Source organism: Photobacterium profundum (assembly GCF_003026285.1).
In the GTDB taxonomy this organism is placed as follows: domain Bacteria; phylum Pseudomonadota; class Gammaproteobacteria; order Enterobacterales; family Vibrionaceae; genus Photobacterium; species Photobacterium profundum.
The window spans coordinates 12,235-27,559 of sequence record NZ_PYOD01000006.1 but is presented as its reverse complement, the minus strand read 5'-3'; the positions used below and the strand labels follow the sequence as shown (position 1 = coordinate 27,559).

13 protein-coding genes, 1 tRNA gene and 1 riboswitch are annotated in these 15,325 nt (G+C 45.1%); of the genes, 2 read left to right on the top strand and 12 right to left on the bottom strand.

Annotated features, from left to right (window positions below; translation table 11 throughout):
• Window positions 1–155 precede the first annotated feature (155 nt).
• Window positions 156–1,943, top strand: coding sequence for an aminopeptidase P family protein (locus C9J48_RS15630; protein WP_006233221.1), 1,788 nt, complete (start codon window positions 156–158; stop codon window positions 1,941–1,943).
• Window positions 1,944–2,074: 131 nt separating this feature from the next.
• Here C9J48_RS15630 and thiH read toward each other — a convergent pair whose 3' ends face one another.
• From thiH to C9J48_RS15595, 7 genes are all read right to left on the bottom strand, one after another.
• Window positions 2,075–3,187, bottom strand: coding sequence for a 2-iminoacetate synthase ThiH (thiH, locus tag C9J48_RS15625; protein WP_006233220.1), 1,113 nt, complete (start codon window positions 3,185–3,187; stop codon window positions 2,075–2,077).
• A 9-nt stretch (window positions 3,188–3,196) separates the two neighbouring features.
• The gene (locus C9J48_RS15620) at window positions 3,197–3,967 is read right to left on the bottom strand and encodes a thiazole synthase (RefSeq protein WP_006233219.1); all 771 of its coding nucleotides are present in this window, start codon (window positions 3,965–3,967) and stop codon (window positions 3,197–3,199) included.
• Between the two features lies 1 nt (window position 3,968).
• Window positions 3,969–4,205 (bottom strand): sulfur carrier protein ThiS, encoded by a 237-nt coding sequence (gene thiS / locus C9J48_RS15615; RefSeq protein ID WP_006233218.1) that lies wholly within the window; start codon window positions 4,203–4,205, stop codon window positions 3,969–3,971.
• Window positions 4,206–4,212: 7 nt separating this feature from the next.
• Window positions 4,213–4,986: a HesA/MoeB/ThiF family protein gene (locus tag C9J48_RS15610; protein ID WP_006233217.1), complete on the bottom strand. Its 774-nt coding sequence runs from the start codon at window positions 4,984–4,986 to the stop codon at window positions 4,213–4,215.
• Entirely contained in the window at window positions 4,976–6,247 is a 1,272-nt protein-coding gene (locus C9J48_RS15605) for a thiamine phosphate synthase (protein ID WP_006233216.1), read from the bottom strand. Before C9J48_RS15605 ends, C9J48_RS15610 begins: the two co-directional genes overlap by 11 nt.
• On the bottom strand, window positions 6,247–8,169 hold the full coding sequence (thiC, locus tag C9J48_RS15600; protein WP_036804243.1) for a phosphomethylpyrimidine synthase ThiC: 1,923 nt from the start codon (window positions 8,167–8,169) through the stop codon (window positions 6,247–6,249). The genes C9J48_RS15605 and thiC overlap by 1 nt, the downstream gene beginning before the upstream one ends.
• A 137-nt stretch (window positions 8,170–8,306) precedes the next feature.
• A riboswitch (TPP riboswitch) is annotated at window positions 8,307–8,404 on the bottom strand.
• Window positions 8,405–8,544: 140 nt separating this feature from the next.
• Complete coding sequence (locus C9J48_RS15595; RefSeq protein ID WP_006233214.1) at window positions 8,545–8,967, bottom strand: universal stress protein; 423 nt, start codon at window positions 8,965–8,967, stop codon at window positions 8,545–8,547.
• A 194-nt stretch (window positions 8,968–9,161) separates the two neighbouring features.
• Between C9J48_RS15595 and crcB the strand changes: the two genes are divergently transcribed.
• Window positions 9,162–9,545 (top strand): fluoride efflux transporter CrcB, encoded by a 384-nt coding sequence (crcB, locus tag C9J48_RS15590; protein ID WP_006233213.1) that lies wholly within the window; start codon window positions 9,162–9,164, stop codon window positions 9,543–9,545.
• A 78-nt stretch (window positions 9,546–9,623) separates the two neighbouring features.
• Here the strand turns inward: crcB and C9J48_RS15585 are convergent.
• The 5 genes from C9J48_RS15585 to C9J48_RS15565 all read right to left on the bottom strand — a co-directional run bounded on the left by C9J48_RS15585 (window position 9,624) and on the right by C9J48_RS15565 (window position 15,293).
• Window positions 9,624–9,700: transfer RNA gene (locus C9J48_RS15585), tRNA-Trp, on the bottom strand.
• 195 nt (window positions 9,701–9,895) lie between these two features.
• The gene (locus tag C9J48_RS15580) at window positions 9,896–10,837 is read right to left on the bottom strand and encodes an ABC transporter permease (protein ID WP_006233212.1); all 942 of its coding nucleotides are present in this window, start codon (window positions 10,835–10,837) and stop codon (window positions 9,896–9,898) included.
• 3 nt (window positions 10,838–10,840) lie between these two features.
• Entirely contained in the window at window positions 10,841–11,818 is a 978-nt protein-coding gene (locus tag C9J48_RS15575; protein ID WP_006233211.1) for an ABC transporter permease, read from the bottom strand.
• 85 nt (window positions 11,819–11,903) lie between these two features.
• Complete coding sequence (locus tag C9J48_RS15570) at window positions 11,904–13,463, bottom strand: ABC transporter substrate-binding protein (protein WP_006233210.1); 1,560 nt, start codon at window positions 13,461–13,463, stop codon at window positions 11,904–11,906.
• Between the two features lie 111 nt (window positions 13,464–13,574).
• Window positions 13,575–15,293, bottom strand: coding sequence for a dipeptide ABC transporter ATP-binding protein (locus tag C9J48_RS15565; protein WP_006233209.1), 1,719 nt, complete (start codon window positions 15,291–15,293; stop codon window positions 13,575–13,577).
• Between the last annotated feature and the right edge of the window lie 32 nt (window positions 15,294–15,325).

Below are 15,325 nucleotides of genomic sequence, written 5' to 3'. Positions count from 1 at the left end.
AGAGCAACTGAATGCGATAAACGAGATATAAAAAGTGCACCTCATTGTTCAATAATTAATGTTCAGTAGTTAACGTTCAGTAATCAACGCTTAATTATTTCGGCTGGCAACTTTCCGTCACACGGACGGTGACATACAACAAGGAACCTCAAAACATGCAAGCAGCTATCTCACAACGTGTTGAGCAGATCCGCCAATGGTTGATTAGCAATCAACTCGACGCTTTGCTTATTCCTCATGAAGATGAATACCTCGGCGAATATATTCCCGCGCATAATGAACGCTTACTTTGGGCTACTGACTTTACTGGCTCTGCGGGTATGGCAGTGATCACGCGTGATAAAGCTGCCGTTTTTGTTGATGGTCGCTATGTGGTTCAGGTACGTAAGCAAGTACCGGGTGATGTATTTGAATACCGTCACCTTATTGAAGAGCCACCAGTACAATGGGCACAAGATAACCTGATTGCTGGCAGTAAAGTGGCCATTGATGCTCGCCTTCATAGCGGTGCATGGTTAACACGAACAACAGAAAGCCTTGCGGGTGCATTAGAGCTTGTATGTATTGATCAAAACCCTATCGAAACGCTATGGCATGATCGTCCTGCGGCAACATTGTCTAACGCCAAGTTAATGGGATTAGATTTTGTTGGCCAAAGCAGTGCTGACAAGCGTAGTGAAATTGCAGCAAAACTTACGAACCTAAAAGCTGAAGCAGCGTTATTAACACAAGTCGATAGTATTGCGTGGTTATTAAACGTACGTGGTAGCGATGTGCCAAGCCTACCGGTTTTATTATCAACAGCCATTATTCATGCTGACGCACGCGTCGATTTCTACATTGACCCCGCTCGCTTACCGGAAGAGTTTGCCTCACACGTTGGCGACGGTGTTCGTATTCATCAACCTGACGCACTGGAAACAGGTTTACAGGCCTTAGGTGGTAAGCAAGTATTGATTGATCCGGCAACAAGCAATGCATGGGCAGGTCAAACATTACATACTGCAGGTGCCAACCTTATTGAAGCCGCAGACCCTTGTTTACTGCCAAAAGCACAAAAAAATTCAACTGAAATAGCAGGCATGAAAGCCTGTCATATCCGTGATGGTGTTGCAGTCTCTAAATATCTAGCATGGGTAGATGCACAGGTTGCTGCGGGTAACCTGCTGGATGAAGGCACGCTATCTGACAAGCTATGGCAGTTCCGTATTCAAGATACTAGCTGTACTGATGTGAGCTTTGATACGATTTCAGCTGCTGGCAGCAACGCTGCAATGTGTCATTATAATCACTTAAACCAACCAGAACCTAGTGTACTGGAAATGGATAATGTGTACCTTGTCGATTCAGGCGGTCAGTACCCAGATGGCACAACCGATATCACTCGTACAATTGCCATTGGTCAGCCTGGATATGAGGTTAAACACACCTTTACCTTGGTATTAAAAGGTCATATTGCTTTAGCATCAGCACGCTTTCCAAAAGGCACAACAGGCTCTCAACTTGATGCACTCGCCCGTCAACACCTATGGGCAAATGGCTTCGACTACGACCACGGTACTGGTCATGGTGTGGGTCACTTCCTTAGCGTGCATGAAGGACCGCAGCGTATTGCGAAGAACTACAACCCAACAGCCTTGCTACCGGGCATGGTGTTATCGAATGAGCCGGGTTACTACCGTGCAGATGCCTTTGGTATTCGTATTGAAAACCTAGAATTAATCGTTGAAGTCGAGACCCAAGGTGACATGACCGTTATGGGCTTTGAGTCGTTAACTCGTGCACCGATTGATCGCCGTTTAATTGATTTAAGCTTGCTAAATGATGTTGAATTAGCTTGGTTAAACAATTACCACCACACGGTATTTACCGTGATTAGCCCATCCCTTGAAGGTGATGATCTAGCATGGCTTGCAAAAGCGACAGCACCACTGAAACGCTAAATCACTCGTAAGTTCAGATTCAGTAAATAAAACAAACTAAAACGCCCGTATACATGTTTCGCGAAAATTCGCTGAAGTATACGGGCGTTTTTTATTGCGCTAAACATGACGCTAACTAATTCTAGCCGTCATTAACCGGAGTAAGCATGGTGCCAATCTTTCCATACCACTTCAAAACCATTCTGCTTAACGGCAGCTGCCACATCAGCAACCGAACGATCATCACTAATCGAAAATTGCTCCAGTTCTGGCTCATCGTTAGCATAACCACCCGGTTGAGTTTTCGAACCAGCCGACATGCTCGTTACACCTAGTGGTAATACATTATCACGAAACTCGGGTGATTCTCGGGTCGATAATGATAACTCCACTTGCGGATTAAACATCCGATAGGCACAGATCAACTGAACTAACTGACGATCACTCATTATCGACTTCGGCTGTAATCCGCCTTCGCACGGGCGTAACCGCGGGAAGGAAATAGAATATCGGGTTTGCCAATATGTACGTTCAAGGTAATCAAGATGAGTCGCCGCAAAGAAGCAGTCTGTCCGCCACTCTTCAAGCCCAATCAGCGCACCTATTCCGATTTTATCTATCCCAGCTTTAGCCAAACGATCAGGCGTGGCGAGGCGATACTCAAAGTCCATCTTATTGCCGCGCAAATGATGTTCGGCATAAGTCGGCGCGCTATAGGTTTCTTGGTACACCATCACGGCATCCAAGCCTAAGGTTTTCAGCTCGGCATATTCTTCTTGCTCTAGCGGCTGCACTTCCATTGCCAGATAGCTAAATTGCTGTTTGATCGCAGGCACACTTTCGCGAAAGTACTCCATTCCTACCTTGCGTTCATGCTCACCTGTTACCAGCAATACGCTATCAAAATTCATCGCTTTGATGGCTTGGCATTCTTGGTTAATTTCTGCCAAGGTAAGCGTACGACGCTTAATCCGGTTTTCCATTGAAAAACCACAATAAGTACAGGCATTCGCACAAAGATTAGAAAGATACAAAGGCACATAAAACGACATGGTGTGCCCAAATCGTTTACGGGTTAATGCCGCAGATTGCTGTGCCATTTGTTCTAAATACGGTTCAGCGGCTGGAGAGATCAACGCTTTGAAATCTTCCAAATCACGCTTCGATTTCCGTAATGCACGCTCTACATCTGTCGCTGTTTTACTATAAATAGATAGACGTACATCATCCCAATTTAGCTGCTTCCAAACATCAACGTAACTCATGCACAACCCTTATGCGGTCTGATCTAAGAAAGCCGTTAATGGGCTTGACGCAATTGCATGGTTTACCGTGCCAGCCAAACCGGCTTCATACGCCATACGCCCACTTTCAACCGCAAGCTTGAATGCTCGCCCCATAGCAATAGGATCGGCTGCAGCAGCAATCGCCGTATTCACTAGCACTGCATCTGCCCCCATTTCCATCGCTTCAGCAGCATGAGATGGCGCGCCAATACCAGCATCAACGATAACTGGCACTCGCGCCTGATCGATAATAATTTCAAGGAAGTCACGCGATGCCAGCCCTTTATTGGAGCCGATCGGGGCACCTAACGGCATCACAGCAGCACAACCGACTTCTTCTAGACGCTTGCATAGCACAGGGTCGGCATGGCAATAAGGCAAAACGATAAAGCCTTCACGCACCAGCTCGGCGGCGGCAGCCAATGTCTCGATTGGATCGGGCATTAAATATTTCGGGTCTGGATGAATTTCTAACTTCAGCCAATTGGTACCCAAGGCTTCACGGGCAAGCTTCGCGGCAAAAATTGCTTCTTTGGCATTTTTTGCCCCTGAAGTATTAGGGAGCAGGTTCACTCCAGCTTTAATCAAAGGGGCAAGAATGTCGTCGTCACGGTTATCAATATCAACGCGTTTCAACGCCATCGTCACCAACTCAGATTCAGACGCGATAATAGATGTAGCCATCACCTGGCTGTTAGCATATTTACCGGTTCCGGTAAAAAGACGAGAAGAGAACGTTTTATCTGCAATAGTTAACATTTTAGCCTCCAGCTATAGCTTGAAATAAAGCAATACGATCGCCAGCATTCAATATCGTGCTGCCCCATTGGATGCGCGCAACAATATCGTCATTAAGGGCAACAGCCGTTGCTTGTAATGGCATTTCTAATTCAGTAAGTAGCGCTTCAAGATTGAGATCCAATGAGCACTCGACGGGTTTCTCATTGACCAGAACTTGGATCATTACATCGGTTGGATTATCGGTGTGGGTTGTCATTAGCGACTTACTCTCCATTGTCATTGTGCTGGCGACACACTGGACACTGTGGATCGGCGGCAATATTAAATCGCTGCCAAGCCATGGTTAATCCATCAAATTGTTGCAGAGCGGCAAAGGCCACACTACCTGCACCAGTAATACATTTAATCGTTTCTAAAGCTTGCATCGTCCCCATCATGCCAACTACTGGGCCAGCAATGCCTGAGTTACTGCAATTTTGAGGCTCTTGCGCGGCATCTGGTTGGATCGGGAACAAACAGTGGTAACACGGCCCTGTTCCTGACCGATTATCAAATGCCATTAACTGACCTTGCCAACGAATGGCAGCCCCTGATATCAAGGGCTTTTGCGCTTTAACGCACGCTTGATTAACCGCGTGACGCGTTGGCAAGTTATCAGAGCAATCCAACACAATATCTGCCAGTGCCACTTCAATGGCTAACCGCTGATCAGCCAATCGCGCCTGAACCGCTCTGACTTTGATATAAGGGTTTAGAGCCTGAAGGTGCGCTGCTGCCATCTTGACTTTGCTTTTACCTTGGTCGGCATCACGGTAAATAACTTGACGCTGTAAGTTTGAGCTATCGACTTCGTCATCATCGGCAATCACTATATTACCGACCCCAGCCCCCGCAAGATAAAGCGCAGCCGCAGAACCTAACCCACCAGCGCCGACAAGCAATACTTGTGCTTGTGATAAGGCTTGTTGCCCAATCTCCCCTATATCTGGCAGCATGATTTGGCGGTTATAACGTAAAAATTCTTGATCAGTCAGCATCAATACGATCCGTTATTGTCTCGTTAATTACTTCAGGGAATTCAGGACGCACTAATAACTGGTTAAATGCATTAACCGCAACAGCTGGATCGCTCGCCTCGGTAATTGCACGTACCACAGCAACACTGCTGACCCCTGTACGCCACACTTTTTCGGCACGAGGTAAATCAATTCCGCCAATTGCAACAGTTGGGAATGTATCGCCAATCAGCTTTTGGTATAGCGCCAAACGGTTCAGTCCTTGCGGTTTTGATGGCATTTCTTTGGTCGTGGTAGGAAAGATATGACCCAATGCGATATAACTTGGTGAGAATTCAGCGGCACGCAATATTTCGTAATAGCCATGTGTCGATAAGCCAATCCGTAAACCCGCTTGCTGAATCGCCACTAAATCTGCGGTTTCAAGATCTTCCTGCCCAAGGTGAACACCGTACGCTTGGTGTTTTATCGCCAGTTGCCAATAGTCATTCACAAAGACTTGTGCTTTGTACTGGTTACCAGCAGCGATAATTTGCTGCACCTGAGTTTCAAGCTGTGGGTCTTGCGGGTTCTTAATCCGTAATTGCGTGGTTTTTACCCCAAGATCAAGCAAGCGCTCTACCCACTCAGCTGTATCAACCACCGGATACAACGCCAATTGCAATGCATCGGTGGCAGAAAACGGTTTAACTGCCACTTCTTTGCTCTGCCAACCTAACACATCCACTTCGGGATGATTCGCCGTTAACGGACATGGGAATAGCTCACGTGATACTGGCCAGCTAACTTCACCGTGACCATCTTGGTGAGAGCTTTGGTATCCACGCGCATGAGCACGCGCTAATGTCACGGCATCTTCCAAAGGATAATCTAAGGCTAATGCGCAAAGTAACATTGCACGCTGTGGCTCTCCTGCCCCTGCATGATGGCAGTAAACCGCACGCGCTTCGCCATTGTGGTGCCAGATATCAACACAGCCATTTTCGGTAGGCAGACCACACACAACCAAACGACTGTCTTGCTCAACCTTTAATTGCATCTCCCGCACACAGGGATACGGCGCGTACCATTGGTCCAATACTTTTAATCCTGCGAAACCAGCCTCAGCCTGGTTGAAAACCAGGCTGAGCTGACGCTCTTCAATCTTAATGTCTACAACACCCGATTCACTCACGCTAACACTAACCGCATTACCTAGCTGATATTGATCAGCATTGGCAAGCAGTGGTTCAACATGCATCAGTAACGGCGTTAAGTGATCTGGTAAACATAAAGAGCTCATTAGATTTCCTCTTGAACAGGGTGATATAGCTCACTGCCTCGAGAACGGAATTCATCGGATTTTTGCTGCATGCCTTCTAACGGGTTATCAAGCAATTTAATTGCTATATCACCGTTTTCTTCTAGCCCTTTGGCATAATCTCGCACTTCTTGAGAGATTTTCATCGAGCAGAATTTAGGCCCACACATCGAACAAAAATGCGCGACTTTTCCTGATTCTTGAGGCAAAGTTTCATCATGATAGGCACGTGCCGTATCAGGGTCTAAGCCGAGGTTAAATTGGTCTTCCCAGCGGAATTCAAAACGGGCTTTTGATAATGCATTGTCTCGAACTTGCGCACCTGGGTGACCTTTAGCTAAGTCAGCCGCATGAGCACATAGCTTGTAGGTGATCAATCCGACTTTTACATCATCTTTATTGGGCAAACCGAGATGTTCTTTCGGGGTGACGTAACACAACATGGCACAGCCGTACCAACCAATAATCGCAGCACCAATACCCGAGGTTATATGATCATAACCCGGTGCAATATCAGTCGTCAGGGGGCCTAGCGTATAGAACGGCGCTTCGTGGCAGTGCTCAAGCTGCTCATCCATGTTCTCTTTGATCATGTGCATCGGCACATGGCCCGGCCCTTCAATCATGACCTGAACATCGTATTCCCATGCGATTTTAGTTAACTCGCCTAAGGTACGTAATTCACTAAACTGGGCTTCATCATTGGCATCTGCCACCGATCCCGGACGTAAGCCGTCACCGAGAGAAAGTGAAATATCGTACTGAGCACAAATCTCACAAATTTCGCGAAAGTGCATATATAGAAAACTTTCTTCATGGTGAGCCAAACACCACTTTGCCATTATGGATCCGCCACGAGAAACAATACCAGTGACGCGCTTGGCGGTCATCGGTACATAACGCAGCAATACGCCAGCATGGATCGTAAAGTAATCGACCCCTTGTTCAGCCTGCTCCAACAACGTATCGCGGAAGACATCCCAGTTCAGGTTTTCAGCAATACCATTGACCTTTTCCTGTGCTTGGTACATTGGCACAGTACCAATCGGCACTGGACTGTTTCGGATAATCCATTCGCGGGTTTCGTGAATATTACGTCCAGTAGAAAGATCCATGACGGTATCGCCCCCCCAGCGGGTCGACCACACCAGTTTCTCGACCTCTTCTTCAATGGAGGAGCTCACTGCCGAGTTACCAATATTGGCATTCACTTTTACCAAGAAGTTACGGCCAATGATCATTGGCTCTGATTCTGGGTGGTTGATATTGGCAGGAATAATTGCACGGCCTTCGGCGACTTCCTTGCGCACGAACTCAGGGGTGATTTCAGGGGGGAGATTGGCACCAAAGTTAATTCCTGGATGCTGCTGGTTTAGCACTTCATCGGCATATTTGGCACGACCCATATTTTCACGGATCGCGATATATTCCATTTCCGGTGTCACGATGCCTTTGCGCGCATAATGCAGCTGAGTGACACAGTGCCCTTCAGCCGCTTGGCGTGCTTGAATTCGGGCATCAAAGCGCAGCTCATCGAGAGTTTCATCAGATAAACGTTCTTTGGTGTATACCGAATTTGATTCCTCCAGCAATACGGTATCGCCACGCTCTTCAATCCAACCTGAGCGCACTTTTTCTAGACCATCATAAATATTAACGGGTTGATTCGGATCAGTATAGAAACCAGACGTATCATAAACACGGATCGGTTCATTCGGCTCTAAGATGGGATCTTTTTTACTACCACCGACTAAGCTATCAGCCAGTGAAATTTCACGCATCGGTACTTGGATGTCTGCTCGACTACCTTGAACGTACACTTTTTGTGAATTAGGGAAAGGTTGTGCAGTCAGTGAATCTATAAATTGTTTAGCTTCCAATCTCGCTTGTTTGCGAATCGACATAGCAAATTCCTCTGTATCCATGTAGGGAAAGTTGCTTGACGGGTTGGTGCATAAACAAGAGGCGTACACAGAGTATGTGCAGCATTATCTGATGCGCTAACTAAGTATAAATAATAGTTCTATCAATACAGTTAGGCAGAAGATTTTCTCTTGTTCCCTTCGCAGGTATTAGCCTGATCAGGTTCAACGGATCCCGTAATACGGTCTCAGCCATGTGGCACTCCGACAAGTTTCAAGAGGAAGTATAAGGAAGGGAACAAATCACGGCAACCACAAAACTTAAAAAGTGATGAAGTAGCGATAAAAATTCAGATCCGACATAAATATACTGTCCCTGCATTATTTTGTATGTTATTTAACCACCAACTATCAATATTACTGCAAAATCATGACATCACATTTCACTTCTTGAGCAACGTCGTGGCTAATATCATTACACCAGTGAAAACGATTTTTGTGGTAACCCGTCATCACTAAGTTAGCTTTAATTTTTTCTGCCAACTCAATTACATGGTTAGTAACCCCCCCATCAGCAATATGAACTGCACGTACTGGGTAGGGTGATTGCTTTGACAGCTCAGACAGTTGATTCATGCGTTTAAGCTCGAGATCGTTGTGGCTCTCTTCCAACCCCAACTCAACATCCATATAGCTCACATTACCGACACCAGGTTCAACGAACACAATATGCAACTCTGCATTATTTTGTTCTGCCACTACACCCGCTTTAATCATTAACTTATGTGCATCGATATCATCAGGATTCACTGATAATAAAATAGTTTGGTAAAGTGCCATGATGTTGCCTCCCAAAGAAAAACAATTCGTAATACCTAACGATAGTTATATTGCTGCTATAACAAGTATGTCGCAATAAAAAATATATATTGCACAGGAAACAGTGATTTCAATTTTGAAACGATATGCGGATGAATAATTAAACCTAATTATGGTATTAGTATATCAATTCTTTCATTTTAAATGAGATACCAATGAGTCAATTTACATTATTGGGCTTTATTGCCCTCGGGGGAGCCTTCGGAGCCTGCTCGCGCTACTTGATATCAGAGCTTTGCGTCGTACTTTTAGGACGCGGATTCCCATACGGTACGCTAACCGTCAATGTCATTGGTTCGTTGCTGATGGGCATTTTAATGTCTTCACTTAACCAAGGGTTAATTGAAGCTGGACCATGGCGTCCAATTATCGGCCTGGGCTTTCTTGGTGCACTGACAACCTTTTCTACGTTCTCGATGGATAACGTCATTTTAATGCAGCACGGTGAGTTCATAAAAGCAGGGCTAAACATTCTACTGAATGTAGCCTTGAGCATTACGGCCTGCTTTATCGGCTATCAGCTGATGATGAAAAGCTAAATATACGTAGCATGTTGTCACGCAACTTTTCGATACCAACAAAAAAGCCTCGCATAAATGCGAGGCTTTTTCTAAATCTGGCAGGGGTGGAGAGATTCGAACTCCCAACACGCGGATTTGGAATCCGCTGCTCTGCCAATTGGAGCTACACCCCTAGATGTGCTGATTATTGTATACCGCTGACAGAGAATTGCTAGTAGCAATAGCGCAAAGTTTTCAACTTCTTGTCCAAGTGTCTACTTTACGAACAAAATAACCCTATTAACAACCACTTGCTACCGAAAAAACCAGTTCCAACTAATAAAAAAGGTGATCCGAAGATCACCTTTTTTGTTCAGTAACGTCAGACGTTAGCCTTTATACAGCTTCGGGTTAAACACATCACGTAGCCAATCACCCAGTAAATTAATCACCAATACCAGAGAGATCAAAACGATGCCAGGGAATGCAGTGATCCACCAAGAGCCGGAGAAAATGTAATTAAAGCCAATACTGATCAATGAGCCTAATGACGGTTGATCAACTGGCAAACCTAGACCAAGGAAAGATAATGCTGCTTCCGACATAATCGCATTCGCAATTTGTACTGTTGAAATAACCAAGATAGGTGATAAGCAGTTCGGCAAAATATGGCGGAACATGATACGTGGCGAACGGAATCCCATTACACGCGCAGCTTCAACATACTCTTTTTTCTTCTCGGCCAATACTGATGCACGCACAGTACGCGCATACTGCGGCCATTCAGCCACACCGATAATCACCACCAGCATAACCACTGCATATTGACTAAACAGCTCAGACCCTAAGACGGTTCGGAATATTGCCGACACGATGATGGCTACCATCATGGTTGAAAACGACAGCTGCACATCAGCAAAGCGCATCAAGAAGCTATCGATGCGACCACCAAAGTAACCTGCACTTAAACCAATTGTCACACCCAGTATTAACTGAAGACCAACGGCTAATAAACCAATGGTGAGTGATAAACGAGAACCATAAAGAATGGTAGAGAAAATATCTCGCCCCTGATCATCCGTGCCTAACAGAAAACGGCTATCGCCCTCTTCCATCCAAGATGGTGGCAATTCAGAGTCCATGATATCGATCACCGACAAATCATAAGGGTCTGTCGGTGCAATCCATGGTGCTAATACTGAGGCAGATACAAAAGTAAGGAAAAGGGCAAAACTGAACATCGCCACTTTATCTTTCAAGAAGTAGTACACGATATCGGAGTTTTTAAAGCGTTCCCAACGGCTTGGAGCGGTTACTGTTACTGTATTCATAACTTACTCCCCTTTACCTGTTAGATTAACGGTTGGGTTAACCAAGCCATATAGCAGGTCAACAATGGTATTCGTTACTACAAAGATTAAGCCCACGAAGATAACGTAAGCAGTGATTAACGGCGTATCGACACGGTTAATCGCATCTAGGAACAACAAGCCTGTTCCAGGCCATTGGAATACCGTTTCAGTCAAAATAGTGTAGGCAACCATTGTACCGATCTGCACCCCACCGACAGTTAATACTGGCAACATGGTATTTTTCAACGCATGTTGATAATAAATCTTGTTGCTTGCTAAGCCTTTAGCTCTCGCAAACTTAATGTACTCCGAACTTAACGCTTCCAGCATTTCAGAACGAACAAGACGAATAAACAGTGGCAGCATGATGGAAGCAAGCGCGACACAAGGCAGTACTAAGTGTTTAAGACCATCAATGGTGAAGTAGCCCGATTGCCAGCCTAATACATTCGCAGTTTCCCCTCGGCCATAAGACGGCAGCCAACCTAATTCAATAGAGAAAACATACATCAACATGATCGCAGTTAAGAAAACTGGTATAGAAATACCGACACTACTTAGCGCCATCACGGTTTTAGTAAACATGCTATTGGGGTGGATAGCAGAATAAACCCCGAGTGGTATCGACACCACGATAATAATAAGTGTTGCGCCAAACACAAGCTCAAGCGTTGCCACCAGTTTATCCAGAATCACTTCTGCTGCTGGGCGCTTAAAGAAATATGACGTACCTAAATCGCCTTGAACGGCATTAGTAATAAAACGGCTATATTTAGTCACGAATGGGTCGTTTAGACCGAGATCGTCACGCAATTGTTGACGTTCAGCTTCTGATACAGACTGCCCCACTAGCTCTCGCAATGGGTCGCCAAGGTTATCCTGAATGGCAAATGCCACCAGACTGATCACAAACATCACTATCAGTGCCTGAAACAGGCGCTTGACCAGAAACGTAAACATTCCTTGCCCCTTCTATCGTCCTTAAAAAGTGCCGAAGCATGTCACTTCGGCACTGGTGCTACTTATTTCATTTACAAGCTGTTACTTACTTCTCGTCAACCACAAGGTCACCGAAGTAAGGCATTACCATTGAGTTAACAATCTTTGCAGCATGAACATTTGATTTCACACCCCATGCTTCACTCTGCCAATGTAGAGGTACGTATGCCGCATCGTTATACAAAGTGGCTTCTACTGTTTGAAGCATTTGTGCACGCTTTTTAGGATCCGTTTCTACGTTTGAGCCTTCTACTAACTTATCGACTTCAGCATTTGAGTAATGACCACAGTTATACTGACCACGACCCGTATCTTCATTTCGAGTCATTGTCAGGAATTCACTTAGGTTCGCTGAATCTTCTGTATCTGAGTGCCAGCCAATCATCATCATGTCTGCTGAACACAGATCGAACTCAGGCCAGTATTGCGCTTTTGGCAATGTTTTTAGATCCACCTTGATACCGATTTTAGATAACATTGCAGCTGCGGCCTGCGCCACTTTTGCATCGTTAACATAACGGTTGTTAGGTGCCATCATGGTTAGCGTAAAGCCGTTCTCGTAACCAGCTTCCTTCATAAGCTCTTTCGCTTTTTTCAGGTCGTAACGTGGAACTAGTTCGTCGTCGTAACCCGCATAACCTTCAGGACCTTGCTGACCAGCTGCCGTTGCGAAGCCTTTCATGATTTTCTTCACGATGCCTTCGTTATTGATTGCATTAACAATCGCTTGACGAACTCGTACGTCTTTTAGGGCTTCGTTGCTATTTTGGTTCATCTGGAACGTGATGATACGTGTGCCAGGTAGTGTAACTAGATCGATACCGTCAGCGTTCTCTACGCGCTTATGATCGTTTGGTGCAACAGGGTGAATCATATCAACACCACCAGAAAGCAGCGCTGCTACACGTGTGGCGTTTTCTTTAATCGGCACTAGCGTTAACTTATCAACGTTACCTTCCGATGCTGTGTCCCAGTAATCTTTAAAGCGTTCAAATTCAACTTTAACGCCTTGCTCACGCGACGTTACAACAAAAGGACCGGTACCAGAAATGTGCGTTGATGCGAAAGAGTTACCATGCTTCACTAACTCAGCTTTATCTTTACCATCTTCTGTTTTGCCCGAGTAGAACTTGCTGTCCATTGGGAAGATGTAAGTTGCTGTTTGAAGCACTAGCGGGTAAGGACCTTTTGAAATCAATTGAACTGTGTACTCATCTACTTTTTTCATTTCTGAGTACGGTTCGAAGATTGCTTTAAAATCAGGCGATGATTTAAGACGGTTAAATGTCCAAACTACGTCATCCGCTGTCATGGTGTTACCGGAGTGGAATTTAACCCCTTTACGTAATGTGAACTGGAATGTGTTGTCATCAATACGTTTCCAGCTTTCAGCTAGACGAGATTCAAATTCAAACTCTTGGGTGTAACGAACCAGTGGATCAAAGACCATGTGGGACAATTGCAGCGTACCACCAGAAAGTTGCTCATGCGGGTCAAGCGATACTGGATCGGCATCGTAAGCGACTTTGATATTTGCTGCTGCTGCGCTAAAACTTAGGCCTGCGGCGATTAAAGCGACTGCCAGCTTGCTCTTAATGGTTTTCATTGCATAACTCCTTTATGCGGGGAGCGAACTCCCTTGCTGTTGTGTTTGGTTTTTATTAGTTTTACTGAACCCAGCCAAGGCAATAGCAATAGCCATAACCGGTACAGATGGTTAAGCTAATTTCAATCCTTCCTGACTCATGCCCTTAAACTCAGGCATTAATGAAATCAGGTGTTTGCTGTACTCATGTTGAGGAGCAGTAAACAGTTGCTCGGTAGGCGAGACTTCCAACAGTGTTCCTTGCTGCATTACACCAATACGGTCACACATTTGTCGTATAACGGGTAAATCATGGCTAATAAATAACATGGTGAGGTTTAGCTCATCCTGCAGATCTTTCAGCAGGTTAAGAATTTGTGCCTGTACCGATACATCTAATGCAGATGTTGGCTCATCACAAATTAATAAACGTGGGCGAGTAGCGAGCGCACGAGCGATAGAAATACGCTGACGCTGACCACCAGAGAATTCATGGGGAAATTTCACGCTAGCTGCACGGCCTAAACCAACATGATCCAATAAGTCATGCACAATTTGACGCGTTTGAGCTTCATTATCAGACAGTTTATGGAAACGAATAGGTTCGGCAATAATGTCGAATATTTTCATCCGTGGGTTCATTGAAGAATACGGATTTTGGAATACCATCTGCATTTGACGACGCATTGGGCGGCGCTCTTTTTCACTCTTCAGTGCCGTAAGATCAATGCCTTCAAATGTTACTTTTCCTGAATTAGGCGGGTATAGCCCAGCAATAACACGTGCAATCGTTGATTTACCTGAACCAGATTCACCAACTAAACCAAATGTCTCACCTTCATAGATTTCAAAGCTAACATTATTAGAGGCTTGCACGTACTCACGGCGACTTTCAAAAAATGAATCTTTCGTCGTAAAACGTAAATTCACGTTTTCAACCTGAAGCAAAGCACCAGTGTAACTGCGCTGATCTTCACTTTGACCTAGCCAATGGTTTTTTACATCAAGTTGTGTCAACTCATGCGCTTCTTCGATATAACTAACTAACGGAAAACGATTTAGTTTTACGTCTGAACGAGGCACCGCAGAAATCAAACTTTGAGTATATGGATGGTTAGGACGACTCAATACTTGCTCAGTCGTACCAATCTCAACCAAATCACCACGGTACATTACCGCAACCCGATCGGTTACATTCGATACAACGCCCATATCGTGAGTGACCAGCATACAGCCGACATTTTTCTCGATACAAAGGTTACGAATAAGAGTCAGGATTTGATCTTGAATAGATACATCAAGTGCTGTTGTTGGTTCATCGGCGATAATCAGATCAGGCTCACCTGATAGTGCTATCGCAATCACCACACGTTGACGCATACCACCCGAAAACTGGTGCGGATACTGTTTGATACGAAGTTCTGGCTCAGGAATACCAACCTGATCCATTAAACTAATAGCACGAGTATAGGCTTCAGCCTTCGTTACCTTTAAATTCGTTAAAATCGTTTCTGTTATCTGTTGTTCAACCGTAAAGAGTGGATTTAACGATGTCATAGGATCTTGGAAAATAAATCCAATTTTTGAACCTCGAATCTTTCTCATCTCTTCTGATGATAAACCTGAGATTTTATCACCATCCAGATAAACGTCGCCACTTGCGACCTTTCCTGGTGGGCTCAATAAATCAATAACAGCATTACCTACTGTCGACTTACCGGCGCCTGACTCACCCACTACACCTACTATCTCACCACGTTCAATGGTGAACGATAGTGATTTAACAGCGGCATGTATCCCATGACGAGAGGGGTATTCTATACGAAGATTTTTTACTTCTAATAATGACATTACCAGACCTCAACTGCTTGGCAGCTTTCTGC